3 protein-coding genes (1 of these 3 only partly in view) are annotated in these 20,952 nt (G+C 74.5%); all 3 read left to right on the top strand.

From position 1 onward, the window contains the following. The first annotated feature begins 19 nt into the window (after positions 1-19). Tightly spaced (each overlapping or abutting the next), the 3 genes in view from IG90_RS0123195 to IG90_RS0123185 form a layout consistent with a single transcriptional unit that may run on beyond the window. Positions 20-13,183, top strand: a complete 13,164-nt coding sequence (locus IG90_RS0123195; protein WP_030587752.1) for an SDR family NAD(P)-dependent oxidoreductase — start codon at positions 20-22, stop codon at positions 13,181-13,183. Beyond that, positions 13,180-17,784 (top strand): non-ribosomal peptide synthetase, encoded by a 4,605-nt coding sequence (locus IG90_RS0123190; protein ID WP_030587749.1) that lies wholly within the window; start codon positions 13,180-13,182, stop codon positions 17,782-17,784. Before IG90_RS0123195 ends, IG90_RS0123190 begins: the two co-directional genes overlap by 4 nt. Continuing rightward, positions 17,784-20,952: the 5' end (the start) of an L-histidine N(alpha)-methyltransferase gene (locus tag IG90_RS0123185; RefSeq protein ID WP_030587746.1), read on the top strand. The gene runs 15,821 nt beyond the window's last position; 3,169 of the gene's 18,990 nt are visible here — the first part of the coding sequence; the start codon lies at positions 17,784-17,786; the stop codon falls past the right edge of the window. The genes IG90_RS0123190 and IG90_RS0123185 overlap by 1 nt, the downstream gene beginning before the upstream one ends.

The following is a 20,952-nucleotide window of genomic DNA, read 5'->3' as shown; positions in this document are numbered from 1 at the left end:
GACCACGGGGAGAGAACACGTGGACCGTCTGGCTGTTCGCTGCCTTCTTCGGCTGACCGGGGACAACCCGATCGTCGACGATCACCGCGTGCACGGGGTGCGCACGCTGCCCGGGGTGACCTTCCTCGACATCGTGTACCGCCTGCTCGGCGAGCGCGGTATCGAGCCGGGCGGCGCCGGGCTCAGCGACGTTCTCTTCGTCGAGCCGCTCACCACCACCGAGGACTTCGACCGGGAGGTCACGGTCCTGCTCGAACCGGACGGCGACGTAACACGTGTCACGGCGACCAGCCGGCGCGTTCACGACGGCGCTCCGGCCGACGACGGGCAGACCACGCACTTACGGGCCATCCTCCGCGTCGGCCTGCCGGCCCTGACCGGAGCGCCGAGTCCGGCGGGAGCCGCACCGCCGCGCGACATCGGCGAGGTCTACACGATCGGCAGGTCGGTCGGGATCGAACACCGTGACTTCATGCGCTGTCACGGCACGATGCGGGTCGAGACCGGCGCGGTACGGGCGCAGCTCGCGCTCGGCGCCGAGGCGCGGGCCACGGCGGACGACTTCATGCTGCACCCGGCCCTGCTCGACGGGTCGACCATGCAGGCGTACGCGCTGGCGTTCGCCGGGGCCGGAGCCGACGAGCGGCCGCTGATTCCCCTGCACATCGGAGAGTTCCGCGCGGTGCGGCCGCTCGGCGACACCTGCACGGTGGAGATGCGGCTCACTTCGGCGGGCCCGGCCGCCGACATCGTCAAGGCCGACATCGACCTGTACGACGCCTCGGGCGCCCCGGCCGCCCGATTCACCGGCCTGGTCCTCAAGCGGGTCCGCTCCACCGAGGCGATCACCCGGCTCACCGCCTCGGCGACCGCGGCACCCGCGCCCGCGGCCGCTCCCACGCCCGCGGCGGGCGCCTCGCTGCGCGCCGAGATCGTCGAGCTGGTCCGGCAGGTCGCGGCCGACCCGGACCTGCTGGAGGTGGAGGGTGACCGCGGCTTCTACGACCTCGGTCTGGAGTCGACGGACCTGCTCGCCCTGGTGCGCTCCTTCGAGGAGCGGTGGAACATCACGCTCTACCCGACGCTGCTGTTCGAGTACCCCACCGTCGACGCGGTCACGGACCACCTGGCCGGCCTGATCCCGGACCGGCCGCGCACCGAGGCGCGGCCGCCCGACAACACCCCGGCGACCACCGCCTGCCTGACCGGCACATGGCAGTCGGCGGCCTGGCCGGACCCGCCGTCGACCGGGTCCCTGCTGGTCATCGGCGACGCCCGGCTGCGGCCGGATCAGATCACCGCCCGGCGCGGCCCGGCTTTCCGGCGGCTGGGGGAGCGAGAGTACGAGCTGCGCCCCGGCGCGCCGGACGACCTGCGAGCCCTGCTGGCCGACCTGCCCGGCGCCCCGGACTCGGTCGTGCACCTCGGCCCGCGGGCCGGCGACGACCTGCCGGAGGGGGTGGAGACCGCCTGCCGGGAGATGCTGGCGCTCGCCCAGGTGCTGCTGGACGCCCCGGTGCCGGTGGTGCACGTCGCCCAGCCGCTGGTCGCCGCGGCGGTGGCCGGAATGGCCCGCACCATCCGTCTGGAGCAGCCGCGCCTGGCCGTGACCGCGGTGGAATGCGCCGGCGACCCCGATCCCCGGGCCGTTCTCGCCGAACTGTCCGGCCACGGCGAGACCTGGGTCCGGCACGACGGCGGCCGGCTCGTGCGTCGCTACCGCGACGCGGCGCCCGGCGGCACGCGGCCGCTCCGGCCCGGTGGTGTCTACCTGATCACCGGTGGCGCGGGCGGCCTGGGCCGGGCGCTCGCCGCGTCCTTCACCGCACAGGGCGCCACGGTGGTACTCGCCGGGCGCACCCCGCCGAGGGAGGTGCCGAACGCCGAGTTCGTACGCGCCGACGTCACCGTGGCCGCCGACGTGCGGGCCCTGGTCGACGGGATCGTCGCCCGGCACGGCCGCCTCGACGGGGTGGTGCACGCCGCCGGGGTCCTCAGGGACGGCCTGCTGGCCGGGAAGTCACCGGACGACCTGTCGGCGGTGCTGGCGCCCAAGGTGCGCGGCACCTTGCTGCTGCACGACGCGACCCGCCATCTCGGCCTGGACTTCTTCGTCGCCTTCTCGTCGGTGACCGGTGTCGCGGGCAACGTCGGGCAGGCGGACTACGCCGCGGCGAACGCCTTCGTCGACGCCTGCGCACGTGAGTACGGATTCACCTCGGTCGCCTGGCCGCTGTGGGCGGACGGGGGCATGCGCACCGACGCGGCGACCGAGGCGGTGTTCCGGCGGCAGGGCCAGGTACCGCTGCCCACCGACGAGGGCCTTGCGATCCTCGACGCGATCCGGGACCACCGGGGCAGCGAGGTCATCATACTGCACGGACGACCCGACCACGCCCGCCGGGCTCTGGAGCTGCGCGAGCCGGAGACCAGTTCCGTGGCCACGATCCCGGAACCATCCGTGGCCGCAATTCGCGACGCCTCCGCGACGACCGTTCGGGAACGCCTCGCGGCAACCGCGGGCGATCCGCAGCCGTCCGGCCGGGACATCGCCGTGATCGGCGTGGCGGGCCGCTATCCGATGGCTCCCGACCTGGACCGGTTCTGGGCGAACCTGCTCGACGGACGCGACTGCGTCACCGAGATCCCGGAACAGCGCTGGCGGCTGGCCGGCTTCTTCGAATCGGAGCGGGCCGCCGGGCGCTCGTACAGCAAATGGGGCGCCTTCCTGGAAGGGATCGACGAGTTCGACCCCGCGTTCTTCCGGATCACCCCGCGCGAGGCCGAGGGCATGGACCCGCAGGAACGGTTATTCCTCCAGACCGCGTGGCACGCGTTGGAGGATGCCAGCATCCCCCGCGCCGCGGTCGCCGGCCGGCCCGTGGGCGTGTTCGCCGGCGTCATGTTCACCCAGTACCAGATGCTCGGCCTCGGCGCCGAGGACCGGCTGCCGGTGCTGCCGACGTCGTTCACCTCGGCGGTCGCGAACCGGGTCTCCTACTTCCTCGACGCGCGCGGTCCCAGCCTCGCGCTGGACACCATGTGCTCGTCGTCGCTGACAGCGCTGCACCTGGCCTGCGAGAGCCTGCGCTCCGGAGAGAGCGAACTGGCGCTGGCCGGCGGCGTGAACCTGATCGTCCACCCGTACAAATATCTGCACCTGAGCCAGGTCGGGTTCGTCTCGACGGACGGGCGGTGCCGGGCCTTCGGCGCCGGCGGCGACGGGTACGTTCCCGGTGAGGGCGTCGGTGTCGTCGTCCTCAAACCCCTGGCAGCCGCCGTGGCGGACGGCGACCGCGTGCTCGCGGTGATCAAAGGCAGCGCGGTCAACCACGGCGGGCGCGCCAGCGGCTTCTACGTCCCGAACCCGACGGCGCAGGCGGACGTGATCCGGCAGGCGCTGCACCGCGCCGGCGTGGACCCGGCCACGGTGAGCTACCTGGAGGCGCACGGCACCGGCACCGCCCTCGGTGATCCGGTGGAGATCTCCGCGCTCAGCCAGGTCTTCGGAACCGGCGGCACTCAGCTCGGCTCGGTGAAGTCTGGCATCGGGCACCTGGAGTCCGCGGCCGGCATCGCCGGGCTGACCAAGGTGCTGCTGCAACTGAGGCACCGCACCCTGGTGCCCTCGCTGCACGCGCGACCGGCGAACGAGGCGATCGACTGGGAGCACTCCCCGCTCAGCGTCCAGCAGGACGTCGGCCCGTGGCACACCACCGGCGACGTGCCCCGGCGCGCCGGCATCAGCGCGTTCGGCGCCGGGGGCAGCAACGCCCACCTCGTCGTCGAGGAGTACCCGACACCGGCACCGGGCACCGGAGACGGCCCGCAGGTGGTGCTGCTGTCCGCGCGCACCCCGCGGGCCCTGCGCCTGCTCGCCGAGCGCTACGCCGAGCTGCCCGCCGGGGACCAGCTGGCGGACCTGGCCGACGCGGCCGGGCTCGCCGGCGCCGACCGGGACGCCTCCTTCGAGGAGCTGGGCCTGGACGCGGACGATCTGCGCCGGCTGATGCAGGCCGTGGCCGCCCGAAGCGAAGGACAGCCGCCCCGGGTGGACGCCCAGTCGAGCCTGTCCGCCCTGGCCGCGGCACTGGGCGGCGGCGTCTCGCTGGCGGACATCGCCCACACCACGCAGGTCGGGCGCGACGCGATGACCGAGCGGCTGGCCGTGGTGGCCGCCGACGTCGAGGGACTCCGCGCGGCGCTGCGGGGCTTCCTGAACGGTGACGAGTCGCGCGTCCACCGGGGACGCGCCACGGAGCCGGTCGACACGCCCGCGTCGGCCGACCCGGACACGCTGGCCGCGGCCTGGGTGGAGGGCGCCGCCCCGGACTGGGGCGTGCTGCACCGCGAGCGGCGGGCCCGCAAGATCTCCCTGCCCGGCTACCCGTTCGAGCGGGTGCGCTGCTGGGCCGGGACGGGCACTGACGGAACCGGCGCCACCGGCCAGGGCACCGCTGATGCGCCCGGCGCGGCGGCGCCGCACCCGGAGCCGGTGTCGCTGGGCGCCGACGTTCCGCGGTGGGAGCCCTGTCCCGCCCCCGAGCCGGTGACGCCGGACGGCCCGGTCGTGGTGCTCTACGCACCGGAACGGACGAGACTGGCCGCCGAACTGGCCGCCCGGCATCCCGGCGCGCAGCTCGTCGAGATCGGCGGCCCGGTGACCGCGGACCCGCGGGTGGTCTACCTGCTCACCGGCCCGGCGCTCACGGCCGGATCCGAAGCCGCGCGGGTCGCCGGCGGGGAAGCGGCCGGGGTCCGGGCGCTGGCCGCGTACGCCCGCCGCTGGGCCCGGCTGCCCGAGATCGACTGGATCGTGGTCACCGCAGGGGCGGCCGCCCCGCCCGGACGGCGGCTCACCGACCCGTACGCGGCCGGGGTCCACGGCTTCGCCCGGGTCCTGGAGAACGAACACCGCAGGTGGTCCGTCGCCGTCGTCGACCTCGACCCGGCCCACCTGACCGCGGACCTGCCGGCCCCGGCGCGGCGCGGAACCCGGATCGCCTACACCGGGACGACCGCGCACCGGCAGGTGCTGGGCGAGGCCCCCGCCCCGCACGGCCCCGAGCTGCTGCGCCAAGGCGGCCGCTACCTGATCGTCGGTGGCGGCGGCGGTATCGGCCTGGCCCTGGCCCGCAAGCTGGTCGTGGAGTGGGACGCGGAGGTGGTGCTGGTCGGCCGCCGGGAGCGTCCTGACCTCGCGGCCGAGCACCGGATCCGCTACCTCCGCGCCGACGCCTCCGACGCCGGGCAGCTCGCCGCGGTACTGCAGCAGGCTGGCCAGGTGCACGGGATCATGCACGCGGCGATGGCGCAGCGCTCCCGTCTGGTCCGCGACCTCTCCGACGACGACCTCGCCGAGAGCCTGGCGGCCAAGTCCGGTGTCGCCGCCGCTCTGGTGGACACGATCGGCGCATCGGAACTCGACTTCCTGCTCTTCTTCTCCTCCGCCCAGTCCTTCCTCGGCGAGCCCGGCCTGGGCAACTACGCGGCCGGATCAACCTTCCTGGACGCCTACGCGCACACCCTCGACGAACGCCTGCCGTACCCGGTCCGGACCGTCGACTGGGGCTTCTGGGGCACGGTCGGCTCAGTCGCCACCGAGAAGCACCGCGCCGAACTGACCGCCGCCGGATTCCACTCCATCACCCCCGACACCGGCTTCACCGCGCTGGCCGAGGCGCTGCGCCGGCCGGCTCCGCAGCTCCTGGTGGTGCCCGGCACCGCCGCACTGCGGGAGCGGATGACCCCCAGCGAAGGGACGACACCGGCCGTGACACCTGCCGACGGGCTGTTGACCAGCGCCGACCTGCGGGTCGTCGACGACTTCCACGCCGTCGACGAGAAAATGACCGCCCTCGCCCGCGGTGCACTGCTGGCCGTGCTGCACGAGATGGGCGCCTGGGACGGACCCGACCCGGACGCGGCTGAGGTCGCCCGCCGGGTGGGTGTCACCCCCCGCTACGACCGCCTGCTGCACACCCTGCTGACCATGCTCGCCGACGACGGCGTGCTCACCGTCCACCAGAACCGGTTCCGGCCGGATCGGGGCGCGCTGACCGAGGCCCTCGCCGGTGGGCACGCCGAGCGCCTCGGCGAACTGGCCGCGGCCAATCCGGCGTCCGCGGTCTTCGTCGAGCTGCTGCGCCGCTGCCTCGACCGCTACCCGATGCTGCTCCGCGGCGAGTTGCTCGCCACCGACCTGCTGTTCCCCGCCTCGGGCACCTCCGCGATGGAGCGGATCTACCGGGACAACCCGATCAGCGACCTGTACAACGACGTGCTCACCGCGAGGCTGCTGGAGCACGTCGGCCGCCGCCGGGAGCAGCTGCGCCCCGGCGAGCGGATCCGGATCGTCGAGGTCGGCTCGGGCACCGGCGGCACCACCGCCGGTCTGCTGCGCGCCCTGGCTCCCCACGGCGAGCACCTGGAGTACTGGTACACCGACCTGTCGGCGGCGTTCCTGGCCCACGGCCGCCGAGAGTTCGGCGCGCGGTACCCCTTCGTGCGGTTCAAGCGCCTGGACCTCGACACCGACCCGGTCACCCAGGGCTTCCCCGCGGACGCCTTCGACCTCGCTGTCGGCGCGAACGTCCTGCACGCCACCTCGGACGTGAGCCGCGCCGTGCGGCACCTGCGCACCGTGCTGCGCACCGGCGGGCAACTGCTGCTCAACGAGCTGACCACGGTCACCCTGGCTGCCACCGTCACGTACGGACTGTTCGACGGCTGGTGGGCACACACCGACACACACCTGCGGCTGCCCGGATCACCGCTGCTGGACGTGGCCGGCTGGAACGCGGTGCTGACCGGCGCCGGCTACGACGGGTTCCGGGCCCTGCCCACGGACGGCGAGACCAGCCGCAACTTCCAGCACGTCGTCGTGGCCGCCGCCGCGGCACGAGCCACCGAACCGGCACCGGCGCCGGCACCCGGGCGGGTCACGGCGCAGCAGGCCCTGGCACACGACGGCGCCTCGTTCACCGCCGAGCTGCTGGCACTGACCTCGGAGGCCTCCGGCATCCCCGTCGAGGATCTCGACCTGGACACCGAGATCGGCGACTACGGGTTCGACTCGGTCAGCTACAGCCTGCTCGCCGGGCGGCTCAACGACACCTTCGGTTTCGACGTGACGCCCACCCTGTTCTACGAGACCGCCACCCTGCGCGCACTGGTCGCCCGGCTCGACCGGGACTACAGCGCCACCCTGCGGGAACGGTATGCGCAGGTCGTACCGGAGACGACGGAAGCCGAGGCGCCGCTGCGCCCCGCGCCGCGGACCGGAAACGACGACCTGATCGCGGTGATCGGGATGGCCGCGCGGCTGCCCGGCAGCCGCGACCTGGACGACTTCTGGAACCATCTGGTCGCCGGGGACGACCTGGTCACCGACGTGCCCGCGGACCGGTGGGACTGGCGATCCCTGCCCCCCGACGTACCCGCCCGGCGCGGCGGCTTCATCAGCGACGCCGACATGTTCGATCCGCTGTTCTTCGGGATCTCGCCGCAGGAAGCCGCCGGCATGGACCCCCAGCAGCGGCTGCTGCTGGAGGGCGTGTGGACCGCGCTGGAGGACGCCGGCCTGCCGCCCGGCACGCTCGCCGGCCGGCCGGTCGGGCTGTTCGTCGGCGCGGGGTCCAGCGACTACGACGAGATCCGGCGCCGCTCGGACGTGCCCGTCGATGCGCACGCGGCCACCGCGACCGCGCACTCCATCCTGGTCAACCGGGTGTCCTACCTGCTGGATCTGCGCGGGCCGAGCGAGCCGGTCAACACCGGCTGCTCCAGCTCCCTGGTCGCGATCCACCGCGCCGCCGCCGCGATCCGCTCCGGGGAGTGCGACGTCGCGGTCGCCGGAGGCATCAACCTGATCCTGTCGCCGCACAACCACCTGCTGCTCAGCCGCACCGGCATGCTCAGCCCGTCCGGGCGGTGCCAGGCGTTCGACGCCCGCGCGGACGGATTCGTCCGGGGAGAAGGACTGGGCCTGGTCGTACTGACCCGGGCCGGCGCGGCGGGTCGGCACCGGGTTCGGGGGCTGCTGCGCGGCTCCGCGGTCAACCACGGCGGCCGGGCCCGGTCGCTGACCGCGCCCAACCCCGCCGGGCAGGCCGCGATGATCGTGCGCGCCTACACGGCGGCCGGCGTCGACCCGGCCACCGTGGGATACCTGGAGACCCACGGCACGGGCACCGAGCTGGGCGACCCGGTCGAGATCAACGGGTTGCGGCTGGCCTTCGACGAGCTGGCGCGCCGTCACGGCGGGCTGCCCGGCGAGCCGTTCTGCGGGCTGGGCGCGGTCAAGGCGAACATCGGGCACCTGGAGTCCGCCGCGGGCATCGCCGGGCTGCTCAAGGTCCTGCTGGCGATGCGCCACGGCATCCTGCCGCCGGTGGCCGGGCTCGGGGAGCCGAACCCGCACCTGCGGCTCGAGGGCAGCCCGTTCCATCTGATCCGGCAGGCGACACCCTGGCACCGCCCGCCGGGTGGTGGCAGGCGCCGCGCCGGGGTCAGCTCCTTCGGCTACGGCGGGGTGAACGCCCACGTCGTGGTGGAGGAGCTGGCCGATCCGGCGGTCCCGGCGGCGCCGGCCGGTCCGCTGGTGTTCCCGCTCTCGGCCCGGACCCCCGAGGCTTTGCGCCGCTACGCGACCGCGCTGCGCGCCGCCCTGGACTCGGACGTCGAACTGGTGGACGTAGCCCACACGTTGCAGCATGGCCGGGACGCGATGACCGAGCGGCTGGCGGTGACCGCCGCCGACCGGCTGACGCTCGTCGCCGCCCTCGGTGCGGCGATCGACGGCACCGGCCACCCCGCGCTGGCCCGCCCCGATGGCGTCACACCGGCCGACCGGTGGGTGGCCGGAGCCGAGGCCGTCTGGCCGGACACCGGCGGCACGCTGATCCCGCTGCCCACCTACCCGTTCGAGCGACGCCGGTGCTGGATCGGCGCGCGGCCGGAGGAGCCTGGCGCACCCGGCGAGCCCGTGGGCGCCTACGCGCCGCGCTGGCAGCGCATCGCGGACGTGGGCACCCGCCCGCCGGCCGACGGACCGGTCTGGCTGCTCGGCGGCGACGACTACCCGGCGAGCGACGTGCACCGGGTCACCTCCACATCGCTGGAGTCGCTGCCCACGCCCGCCGTCGTGCACGCGGTCGTCACCGGCGGCGAGCCCGCGGTCCGGGAGCTGTTCCGGGTGATCCGGCATCTGCAGACCCGGCCGGCCGGCGCGGGCGAGCTCACGCTGACCGTGGTCACCCGCGCCGCCGCGGCGGTGGACGGGCCGATCACCGACCCGGTCGCGGCGGCCGCGCACGGACTGGTGAAGTCGGCCCGCCGGGAGTGCGAGAGGTGGCGGATCAGCGCGATCGACGTCGGCCCCGGCGACGCCACAACCGTCGCCGCCGCCACGCCGGGCGACTACGCGCTGCGCTCGGGTCGCTGGTACCAGCGGGTGCTCCGGCCGCTCGACGACACCGGCGCCCGGCCGGTGTTCCGCGACGGCGGGACTTACGCGCTGGTCGGCGGCGCCGGGGACGTCGGCCTGGACCTGGCCGAGCACCTGGTCCGGGAACACCGCGCGAGGGTGATGCTGATCGGCCGGACCCGCCCGGAGGGCGCCCGGGCCGCCCGGATCGCCGCGTTCGACCCGACCGGCACGTCCGTGGAGTTCCACCAGGCGGACGCTCGCGACGCGGAACGGATGCGGGCGGTGTTCGACCGGGTCGGCGTGATCCACGGCGTGGTGAACGCGGCAACGGTGGCGCGGGACCGGTCACTGGCGGCGCTGGACGAGGACTGGTTCGCCGAGGGGCTGAACGCCAAGACCCGCACCACGCTGGCGGTCGCCGAGGCGATCGACGGCCGCGACCTGGACTTCTACGCGATCTTTTCCTCGCTGCAGTCGTTCCTGGGCAATCCGGGCCAGGCCGCGTACGCCGCCGCCTGCACGGCCCAGGACGCGATCGGGCAGACACTCGCCGCCCGGCTGCCGTTCCCCGTCCGCGTCCTGAACTGGGGGCCGTGGTCGGGCTCGGCGCTCACCGAGCGCCACCGGGACCGCCTGGCCGCAGCCGGTCTTCATCCGCTCCCGCCCCGCACGGGCATCGAGGCACTGGCCGGCGTGCTCGGCCGACAGGAGGTTCAGGTGGTGGTCGTGTCGGGTACCGAGAAGGCGCTGGCCGGAATCGGCGTGCGGACGCCCGACCCGGAGCCGGCTCCGCCGGCAGTTACGTCGGCCGTTCCGCAGCCCGTTTCGCCGGGCGCCGAACCGTGGCGTACGGCGGTGGCCGCCGACCTGCTGGCTCTGGTGTGCGGCGTGGCCGGGCTGAGCGCTGCCGAGCTGACCGAGAACGACCAGCTCAGCCGGTTCGGCTTCGACTCCATCATGTACACCAAGCTCAGCCACCAGGTGAACGTGCGCTGGGACCTGGACGCGACCCCGGCGGCGTTCTTCGGGGTGGCCACCGCAGGCGAGCTGGTGGCGAAGATCATCGAGGAGTACGGGGAAGAGCTGGCCCGCCACTACCTTCCTGCGGCACCCACCACTCCGGCCGCCGCTCCGGCTTCGGCTGTGCCACCCGGGGCCGTCTCTTCTTCTTCCGGGCTCCTCCCGTCTTCCGCGCCCGTCCCGTCTTCCGGGCTTCTCCCTGCCTCCCGGCCCGTCCCGTCTTCCGGGCCGGTCGCGGGCACCGGAGCCGCCGGGGTGGCGGAGCCCGCCGGTGCGGACGGCGTCGCCATCGTCGGCATGGCCGGTCTGCTGCCCGGCTCGGACGACCTGGACGAGTTCTGGGCCCACCTGGCCGCCGGCGACGACCTGGTCACCGAGATCCCCGCGGACCGCTGGGACTGGCGGCGCATCCACGGCGACCCCGAGCCGGGGGAATTCCGCACCACCGCCCGCTGGGGCGGGTTCTTGCGCCGAGTGGACCTGTTCGACGCGGACTTCTTCGGCATCTCGCCCACCGAGGCGGTCGCGATGGACCCGCAACACCGGCTGGTGCTCGAAGCGACCTGGACGGCCATCGAGGACGCCGGTATCCGGCCCTCCGACCTGGCCGGCACCGACACCGGCGTCTTCGTCGGCAGCAGCACCTACGACTACTTCGAGCTCCAGCACGCGCTGGGGGTGCCGCTCGACGGGTACAACACCGTCGGCCGGGCGCACGCCATCCTGTCCAACCGGGTGTCGTACCTGCTGGACCTCCACGGCCCGTCCGAGACGATCGACACCGCCTGCTCGTCGTCGCTGGTCGCCGTGCACCACGCGGCGGAGGCGATCCAGCGGGGGGAGTGCACGGTCGCGCTGGCCGGCGGCGTCAACGTGATCGCGTCGCCGACGCTGTTCGTCGACATGAGCCAGGCCGACATGCTCAGCCCGGACGGCCGCTGCCGCGCCTTCGACGCCCGCGCCAACGGCATCGCCCGCGCCGAGGGAGTGGGTGTCGTGGTGCTCAAGCGGCTCAGCGCGGCCCTCGCGGACGGAGACGTCATCCACGGCGTGCTGCGCGGCAGCGCGATCAACCACGGTGGGCGCAGCAACTCGCTCACCGCGCCGAACCCGGCCGCCCAGGCCGCCTGCATCGTGGCGGCGCACCACCGCGCCGGGACCGACCCGCGCACGGTGACCTACGTGGAGACCCACGGGACCGGCACCGAGTTGGGCGATCCGGTCGAGATCGAAGGCCTCAAGACCGCCTTCCGGCGGCTGTACGCCGATCACGGCACCGACGGCACCGGGCACCGGGTCGCGCTCGGCGCGGTGAAGAGCAACACCGGCCACCTGGAGGCGGCCGCCGGCGTGACCGGGCTGATCAAGGTGCTGCTCGCCATGCGGCACCACGAGCTGCCCGGCAATCCCCACCTGGAGACGCTCAACCCGTACCTGCGTCTCGACGGCAGCCCGCTGCACGTGCTGCGCGACCGTGAGCCGTGGCGGCGCGTCACCGGCCCGGACGGCACCGAGGCGCCCCTGCGCGCCGGGCTGAGCTCGTTCGGTCTCGGCGGTGTCAACGCGCACCTTGTGCTGGAGGAGTTCCGCACCCGGCCGAGCGCCGGTCGTACCGGGCCGTACCTGTTCGTGCTGTCCGCCCGCGACGCCGAACGGCTGCGTGGCAACGCCGAGAACCTGGTCCGCTGGGCGCGGGACACCGACGAGGTGGACCCGGCCGCCCTGGCCTACACGCTGCAGACCGGCCGGGAGGTCTTCACCGAGCGGCTCGCCGTGGTCGCGGACGACCTCGCCGGGCTGGTGAAACGCCTGGAGGAGTGGCTGGCCGGTGTGACCGCCGACGGCGTCAGCGCGGGCGACGGGCAAGGGACCGGCACGGCGCTGCTGTTGGACGGCCCCGAGGGACGCCAGTACCTGCGCACCGTGGTGGCGGCCGGCAAGCTCGACAAGATCGCCCGGCTGTGGGTGGACGGCGTCGCGATCGACTGGGCCGAGCTGTGGCCGGGGGAACCGATCCGCCGGGTTCCGGCGCCGACCTCCGCCTTCGCCCGGCAGAGCTACTGGATCACCCCCGGGCCACGATTCGACCAGGCTCAGGCCGCCGCGGCCGGGCTCGCCGGAATCGCTCCGGATCAGGTCACCGAGACGTGGCCCGAGCCCGCGGCGGCCGTACCGGCACCTCCGTCCGGGCCGGCATCCCCGTCCCAGCCGGCACCCCCGTCCGAGCCGGTGCCGACACCGGCGGGAACGGATGCCGAAGGCGACCCGGAGGCAGCTGTGCGCGACCACGTCCGCACTCTGCTCGCCGCGCACCTGGGCATGGCACCGGACCGTCTGCCACCCGACCGGGTGCTGTCCGACGTCGGTGTGGACTCGCTGGGCCTGCGTCGCCTCAGCCGCCGCCTCGGCGCCGCCTACGGCGTCGACATCCCCGCCCGCATGTTCGGCGTCGGGCAGACCGTGCGCGCTCTGGCCCGGGCCGTGCACGACACGTACGGCCCTCTGCCCGCGGCCGCCGTGCCTGAGCCGACGCCCACGTCGGCCGCCGTGCCTGAGCCGGCGCCCACGTCGGCCGCCGTGCCCGAGCCGGCGCCCACGTCGGCCGCCGTGCCCGAGCCGGCGCCCACCCGGGCCGCCGCCAACGGAGTCGGCGCCCTGCTGGCCGGGCTGCGCGACGGATCGGTCACGGTCGAAGACGCGCTGGCCGAGCTGCGGCAGGGGAGTGTCCGATGAGCCCGGCGCTGCGCGACGTCCTCGCCGCGGTCGCCGCCGGTGAGCTGCCGGACGAGATCGCCGAGTCGCTGCTGCGCGGCCTGACCGATCCGGTGCCGGAGCCGGGGCCGTACCCGCTCAGCCGCGGCCAGGCGGCGCTCTGGGCGATCCACGCGAGCCGGCCCGGCACCACCTCCTACAACCTGCCGCTGGGGCTGTGGCTGGGCGACGGGATCGACCCGGACGTGCTCACCCGGGCCCTGATCGCCGTCGTGGAGCGGCAGCCGGGTCTGCGGATCGCCGTCCGACTGGACGGGACCACTCCGGTGCAGGAGATCACCGAGCGCCCCGCCGAGGTGGTCCGGCTCGACCTCGGGCATGTCACCGACGGGGAGTTCGCCGCGCGTATCCGGCGCCTGGTGCACACCCCGTTCGACCTGGAGCACGACCCCCTGCACCGGATGTGGCTGATCGCGGCGCCCGGTGGCCGGACACTGCTGCTCCTGGTGTTCCACCACATGATCACCGACGGGATCTCCAGCCACCTGCTGCTGCGCGACATCGTGGCCTGCCACGACGCACTGGCCCTTCGAGGCGTTCTGCCGCCGGTCGAGCCGGTCACCCCGTACCGTGAGTTCGTCCGTCGCCAGCGGGAACTGCTCGACGGGCCGGAGGCCGAGACACACCGCCGCTGGTGGCTCGACCGGCTGGCCGGTGCCTCCAGCGGTCCGGTCCTCGACGCGATCACCGATCGGCACCGGGGCGAGCCGCCCACCGCCGACACCGGCGCGATGGTGCAGTTCCGGCTGCCGGAGGAGACGTGGGTGGCCCTCCGCCAGGTCGCCGGCGCGGCCGGGCTGACCCCGTTCAGCGTGCTGCTGGGTGCCTTCGCCGCACTGCTGCACCGGCACTCCGGTCACCGCGACATCAGCGTCATGGTGCCGACCGACGGCCGGATCTCCGAGCGATTCGACCGCACCGTGGGCTACCTGATCAATCCGGTGGTGGTACGGGTCGACTGCGACCCGCAGCGCAGCCTCGCCGAGCTGATGACCGCCGTGCACGACCACATGGCGCAGGCCGAGGAGCACAGCTCCTACCCGTTCGCCGCCGTGGTCGGTGACCTGCGCCGCGCCGGCGGCACTGCGGTCTCCTTCGACATCGGCTTCTACCTGCAACAGGGCGTCGGCGGCGACCAGGACATGGCCGCCGGGCAGACCGTCTTCCAGGACGCCCTCGAACTGACCCAGGAGGGTGAGAACCCGCTGGTCGTCGAGGTGGTGGTGCGCGGGTCGGAGGCGTTGGTCTACCTCAAGTACGACCGTGAGCTGTTCGACCCGGCCACGGCCGAGCGCCTGGCCGAGCACTACCGGCTGCTGCTGGAAACCGTGGCCGCCGATCCGCGCCGGCCGATCGGCGATCTGCCCCTCATCACCGCGGCGGAACGCGCCCTCGTCGACCGGGCCAACGACACCCGTGCCGCCCGGCCGCGCGACGTGACCGCGGCCGACTTGGTGCTGGCCCGCGCGGCGTCGGCCCCGGAGCGCGTTGCGGTGGTGGACGCCGACGGTGCCACCAGCTACGGCGAACTGGCCCGGCGGGTGCACGCACTGGCGCGAACCCTCCGCGAATCCGGCGTGGGCCGCGGCGACCTGGTCGGTGTGCTGTCCGGCCGGCGAGCCGCCATGGTCGTGGCGATGCTGGCCGCGCACACCGCCGGCGCGGCCTACGTGCCGCTCGACCCGGACTTCCCGGCCGCCCGCCTCGCGCACATCTGCACCGACGCCGGTCTCGCCGCGGTCCTGGTCGACCCGGCGTACGCCGACCGCCTGCCGGCCGGGACACCCGGCGCCCGCATCCCGCTCGGTGACCCGGGCGACGCCGCCCCGGGCACGCCGGTCGCCTGCCACGACGACGATCTCGCGTACGTGCTCTACACCTCCGGATCGACCGGCCGGCCCAAGGGTGTCGAGGTCACCCACGGCAACCTGGTCAACTTCCTCACCGCGATGGCGGAACGGCCCGGGTGCGCCGCCGACGACGTGCTGCTGGCCGTCACCACGGCCGGGTTCGACATCGCCGGCCTAGAACTGCTGCTGCCGCTCACCCAGGGCGCGACCGTCCACATCGCGCCGGCCGAGGTCACCCGGGACGGCTTCGCGCTGGCCGGCCTGCTCGACAGCAGCGGCGCGACCATCGTGCAGGCCACACCGGCCACCTGGCAGATGCTGCTCGCCGCCGGCTGGAGCGGACGGGTACCCCGGCTGCTCTGCGGCGGGGAGGCGCTGAGCGCCGAGCTGGCGGCCGACCTGCTCGACCGCTCCGGCGAGCTGTGGAACATGTACGGCCCGACCGAGACCACGATCTGGTCCTCGGCGCTGCGGGTACGCCGCGACCGGCCGGTCACGGTCGGCACGCCGATCGCGAACACGACGTTCCACCTCGCCGGGCCGGACGGTGGCCCGGTCCCGTTCGGCGCCACCGGGGAACTGCTGATCGGCGGTGACGGCGTCGCCCGCGGCTACCGCGGCCGCCCCGAACTGAACGCCGAGCGCTTCGTCGAGCAGGACGGGCAGCGGCGCTACCGCACCGGAGATCTGGCCCGGTGGACCGAGACCGGCGAGCTGCTGCTGCTCGGTCGCGCCGACCGGCAGATCAAGCTGCGCGGGCACCGGATCGAGCTCGGCGAGATCGAGGCGGCGATCCGGCGTACCGGTGTGACCGGCGAGGCGCGGGTGGTCCTGCGCGAAGAGCGGCCCGGGCATCCGCGCCTGGTCGCCTTCGTCGTCGCCGAGTCCGCAGAAGCCGCGGCGATCGCCGGGCGGATCGAGGAGTGGCTTCCGGCGTACATGATCCCGTCCCGGACGGTGCCGATGACCGGCCTGCCGATGACCCCGAACGCCAAGATCGACGCGGTCCGGCTCGCCACCGCCTCCCTGGACGAACTGATCCGTGAGTTCGGCCACGCCGAGAGGCCGCGGGAGCCCCGGCCGAGCGACGGCGGCCGGTTGCTGGCCACCCTGCGGGAGCTGACCGCGGGTGTCGCCGGGGTGGCGCCGCAAGACATCCCGGTGGACCGGCCGCTCGGCGAGGCGGGCTTCGACTCGGTCGGTTTCACCCGGCTCGCGATGGCGGTCCGCACCCGCTTCGGCGTAACGATTAGCCCCACGCTCTTCTACGCGCACCCCGTGCTCAGCTCACTCGCGGCGCACCTCGGCGCCAGCAGCCCGGACACCTTCACCGAGACCGAAGCCGAGACCGCAGCCGAGCCCGAGCGGGCCCGGGCGGCGGCCACCGTCCGGGCCTGCGGGCCCGCGGTACCTCCTGAGGCCCTCGGCTACCCGCCCGTGGCGATCATCGGCGTCGGCGGCCGGCTGCCGGCCTCCGGGTCGCTGCACGAGTTCTGGACCCACCTCGCCGAGGGGCGCGACCTCACCGCGCCGTACCCGCTGGAGCGCGGCTTCTCCGCCCGGGTGTTCCCGGAACGCTTCCGCGGCTCGTTCGTGCGCGACGTCGACGCCTTCGACGCGGGGCGGTTCCGGATCTCGCCGCGCGAGGCGGCCCAGATGGATCCGCAACACCGGCTCCTGCTGCACGCCGCGGACGAGGCCCTGCTCGACGCCGGGCTCGTGCCCGCGGCACTGGCCGGCAGCCGTACCGGGGTGTTCGTCGGTCTCAGCGGCGCCGACTACCTGAGCCTGCTGGGCCCGGGCTCGCCGGAGATGGGCGATCACTTCCTGATCGGCAACGTCGCCTCGATCGCGGCCAACCGCATCTCCTACGTGTACGACCTGCACGGCCCCAGCGCGGTCTTCGACACCGCCTGCTCCAGCTCCCTGGTGGCCATCCACCGCGCGGCCCGCGCCCTGCACCTCGGCGACTGCGAACTCGCCCTGGCCGGCGGCGCGAACCTGCTGCTGTCCCCGCACGGCTTCACCGGCCTGCGCCGCGCCGGAATGCTCAGCCCCGACGGGCGGTGCAAGACCTTCGACGAGCGCGCCGACGGCTACGGGCGGGGCGAGGGCGTGGTCCTGCTGGCGCTCAAACTGCTGGAGCGCGCGATCGCCGACGGCGACCCGGTGCACGGCGTCCTGATCGGCTCGGCCGAGAACCACGGCGGCCACACCCACTCGCTGACCGTGCCCAACCCGCAGGCCCAGCGCGACGTCCTGCTCGCGGCGCACCGGGCGGCGGCGGTGCCGCCCGACACCATCGGCTACATCGAGGCGCACGGCACCGGGACGCCACTCGGCGACCCGATCGAGGTGGACGCGCTGCGGGAGGCGTTCGGGCAGCTCTACCGCGACTGGGGGCTGCCGGTCGTGGCGGGACGCACCGGGCTCGGCTCGGTCAAGTCCAACATCGGCCATCTGGAGGCCGCCGCCGGCGTCGCCGGAGTGGTGAAGGTGCTGCTGAGCATGCGGCACCGCCTGATGCCCGGCCTGGCCGGCCTGGGCACCCCCAACCCGATGATCGACCTGGTCGGCAGCCCGTTCCGGCTCCAGGCCGAGGCACAGCCCTGGGAGCCGCCGGACGGCGTGCCGGCACGCGCCGGCGTCAGCTCCTTCGGCATGGGTGGCAGCAACGTACACGTCGTCGTGGCGGAAGCGGAGAAGCACTGATGGGTAACAGCACCGAGGACCGTGCCGCCCGGCTGGTCGTCCTGTCGGCCGGCGGCCGCGACCAGCTCGACCGGTACCGGGCCGAGCTGGTCACCTGGCTGCAGGCGCACCCGGAGGCGCCGCTCGACCGGATCGAGAGCACCCTGCGCACCGGCCGCGAGGAACTGGCCGAACGTCTCGCCGTGGTCGTGACCAGCATCGCGGAGCTGACCGAGCGGCTGCGCGACGGCACCGGGGTGGTCACCGGCACCGCCGGGCCTGCCACCGGCAACCCCGTCCAGGCCTCGGATCTCCATGAGGCCGCCCGGCTCTGGGTCGCGGGTACCCCGGTCCGCTGGCCGGAGCAGCCCGGTCGGCGTCCGGCCCGGCTGTCGTTGCCGCAGCCGCCGCCGGCGACCCGCCGGTACTGGATCAAACCGCCCGCCGCCCTCACCGCCGAGCCGGCCGAACGGCTGCTCACCGGCGACGAGTTCTTCCTGCGTGACCACGCGCTGGGGCAGGTGCGCATCCTGCCGGCCGTCGCGGCCCTGGAGTTCGCCGTCGACGCCGCCGCCCGCGCCGGGCACGGGCGCGCCACCGGCGTCGAGAACGTCCTCTGGGCCCGGCCGGTGCTGTTCACCGGCGAACCGGTCCGGGTACAACTGCGCTTCGCGCCCGTCGCCGACGGTGTCGCCTACGAGCTGCGGCGCGTCGACGGCACCCCGGACGGCGAGCTGTGCTCCACCGGAACCCTGCGTTTCGGCGCCACCGCACCGGCCCCGCCCCTCGACCTGGCCGCGATACGCGCCCGCCTGCCACGGACCACCTCGGCCGACGACTGCTACGCGGTCTTCGCCGCGCTCGGCGGCGGGTACGGACCGAGCCTGCGCGGGCTGCGGTCCATGCGTTCCGTCCAGGGCGAGGCGCTGGCCGAGGTCGCCGTGCCCGACGCCGCGGACCTGCCGTTCGACGACTTCACCCTGCACCCGTCCCTGCTGGACGCCATGCTGCAGGCGGCGCTCTGGACCGCCGCCGACCCGTCCGCGCCCCGGCCCCGCGAACTGCCCTTCTCCATCGACCGGGTGGAGATCCTCGGGCCGCTGCCGGAACACGGGTACGCCCATGCCGTCGCCACCGCGACCGGCCACGACATCGCACTCGCCGACGCCGAGGGCCGCATCGCCGTCCGTCTGCACGGCGTGGTCACCCGCGCCGTCAAGGATCCGGCCGACGCGGTGGACACCCACCTGCTGGCGCAGCGCTGGCAGGACGCCCCCGCTCGCCGCGGCGCCCTCGCCGCCGACCGCATGGTGATCCTGGGGACCGGTGAGGACGGGCCCTTACCGGACTCCGGCCCGCTCGTGGTGGTCCGCCTGGGCGACGACGACCCGCTGCCCGGCCTGGTCGGGCTCTTCCGGACCTGGGCCGCGCAGCCGAACCGGCAGCCCATCCGGGTGCTGCACGTGTTCCGCCCGTCCGGTGCGGCCGCCGACGCCCGCCTGCTGGCTGTGGACGGCATGGCGCGCAGCATCGCCAACGAGCACCCGGACTTCCGCGCCGCGGTGATCACGACCGACGGCGCCGACCTGCGGGCGGTCGCGGACGCCGAGGCCGCGGCGGACCACGAGTTCCGGGTCCGGTACACCGCTGCCGGCCGGCAGGTGGCCCGATGGGAGCCGATCGTCCCCGCCCCCGTCCCGGCGCCGCTGACGCCTGCCGGGACGGTGCTGGTCACCGGCGGCGCCGGCGCGCTCGGCCGGCACCTCGTCAGCCACCTGGGCCCGTCGGCCCGGTACGTGCTCACCGGCCGCTCCGCCGACGCCGACCTGACCGCCCTGCGCGCCGCCGGGCTCGATGTCCACTACCTGCCCTGCGACCTGGGCGCGCCCGGTGCGGCCGAGCGGCTGGTCGAGCGCATCCACCAGAAGTTCGGCCCGTTGCGCGGGGTGCTGCACCTGGCCGGGGTCACCCGTGACTCGTTCCTGCTGCGCAAGACCGACGAGGACATCGCGGCGGTGCTGGGGCCGAAGGTCGACGGCACGCTCGCACTGGACCGGGCCACGGCCGCGGACCCGCTCGACTTCTTCGTCTGCTTCTCCTCGATGTCCGGCGCGGGCAGCCCGGGCCAGGCCGACTACGCGTACGCGAACCGTTTCCTCGACGCGTTCGCGGCCTGGCGTCGCGGCAGCGACCGCCCCGGCCGCAGCCTCAGCGTGCTGTGGTCGCTGTGGGCCGACGGCGGCATCCGGATGGACGCCGACGACACCACTCAGGCCCGCATCGCCCGCCGCGCCGGACTCCGGCCGCTGCCGACCGCGGACGCCCTGCGCGCGTGGGACCGGGCGCTGGGCCACGACGGCGATCACGTGCTCGTGGCGCACGGCGAGCTGGATCGCATCCGCGGCTTGCTCGACGCGCCGTCGCCGGTTCCGGTCCCGGCGCCGACGGCCGCCACCGGGCCGGCCACCGCGGCCGCCGAGGACTTCCTGCGCGGCGTGCTGGCCGAGGTCCTCGAGTACCCGCCGGAGGACATCGAGGCGGACACCGCGTTCGAGCAGTACGGCATCGACTCGCTGTTGATCATGGAGCTGACCCGGCGGCTCGAGGACCACTTCGGATCACTGCCGAAGACCCTCTTCTTCGAATACCAGGAACTGCGCGGGCTCGCCGGCTGGTTCGCCGAGCACCACGGCGGCCGCCTCGCCGAACTCACACCGGCACCGGCACCGGCACCGGCGTTGGCGCCGGTCGTGGCGGCCGCACCGGATGCCGCCCCGAGCGGCGACCGTCCCACGCCGCCCTCCGCGGACGCCCCGGAGCCCATCGCGATCATCGGCGTCGCGGCCCGGTTCGCCGAGTCCGACACCCTCGACGAGTTCTGGGCGAACCTGCGAGCCGGCCGTGACCTGATCACCGAGATTCCGGCGGACCGCTGGGACTGGCGCGACTACGACGAGGCCACCCCGGCGGACCGCGCCGCCGCGTACAGCCGGTGGGGCAGTTTTCTGCGCGGCATCGACCGGTTCGACCCGCTCTTCTTCGGCATCTCCCCGCGCGAGGCGGAGATCATCGACCCGCAGGAGCGGCTGTTCCTGCAGACCGCCTGGCACGCCATGGAGGACGCCGGGCTCACCCGAGTCGACCTGCGCGCCCGCCGCGTCGGTGTGTACGCCGGCGCCATGTACGGCC

Source organism: Streptomyces anulatus (assembly GCF_000721175.1).
Taxonomy (GTDB): Bacteria; Actinomycetota; Actinomycetes; order Streptomycetales; family Streptomycetaceae; genus Streptomyces; species Streptomyces anulatus_C.
The sequence above is the reverse complement of the archived record's forward strand: the minus strand, read 5'-3'. Positions and strand labels throughout refer to the sequence as shown.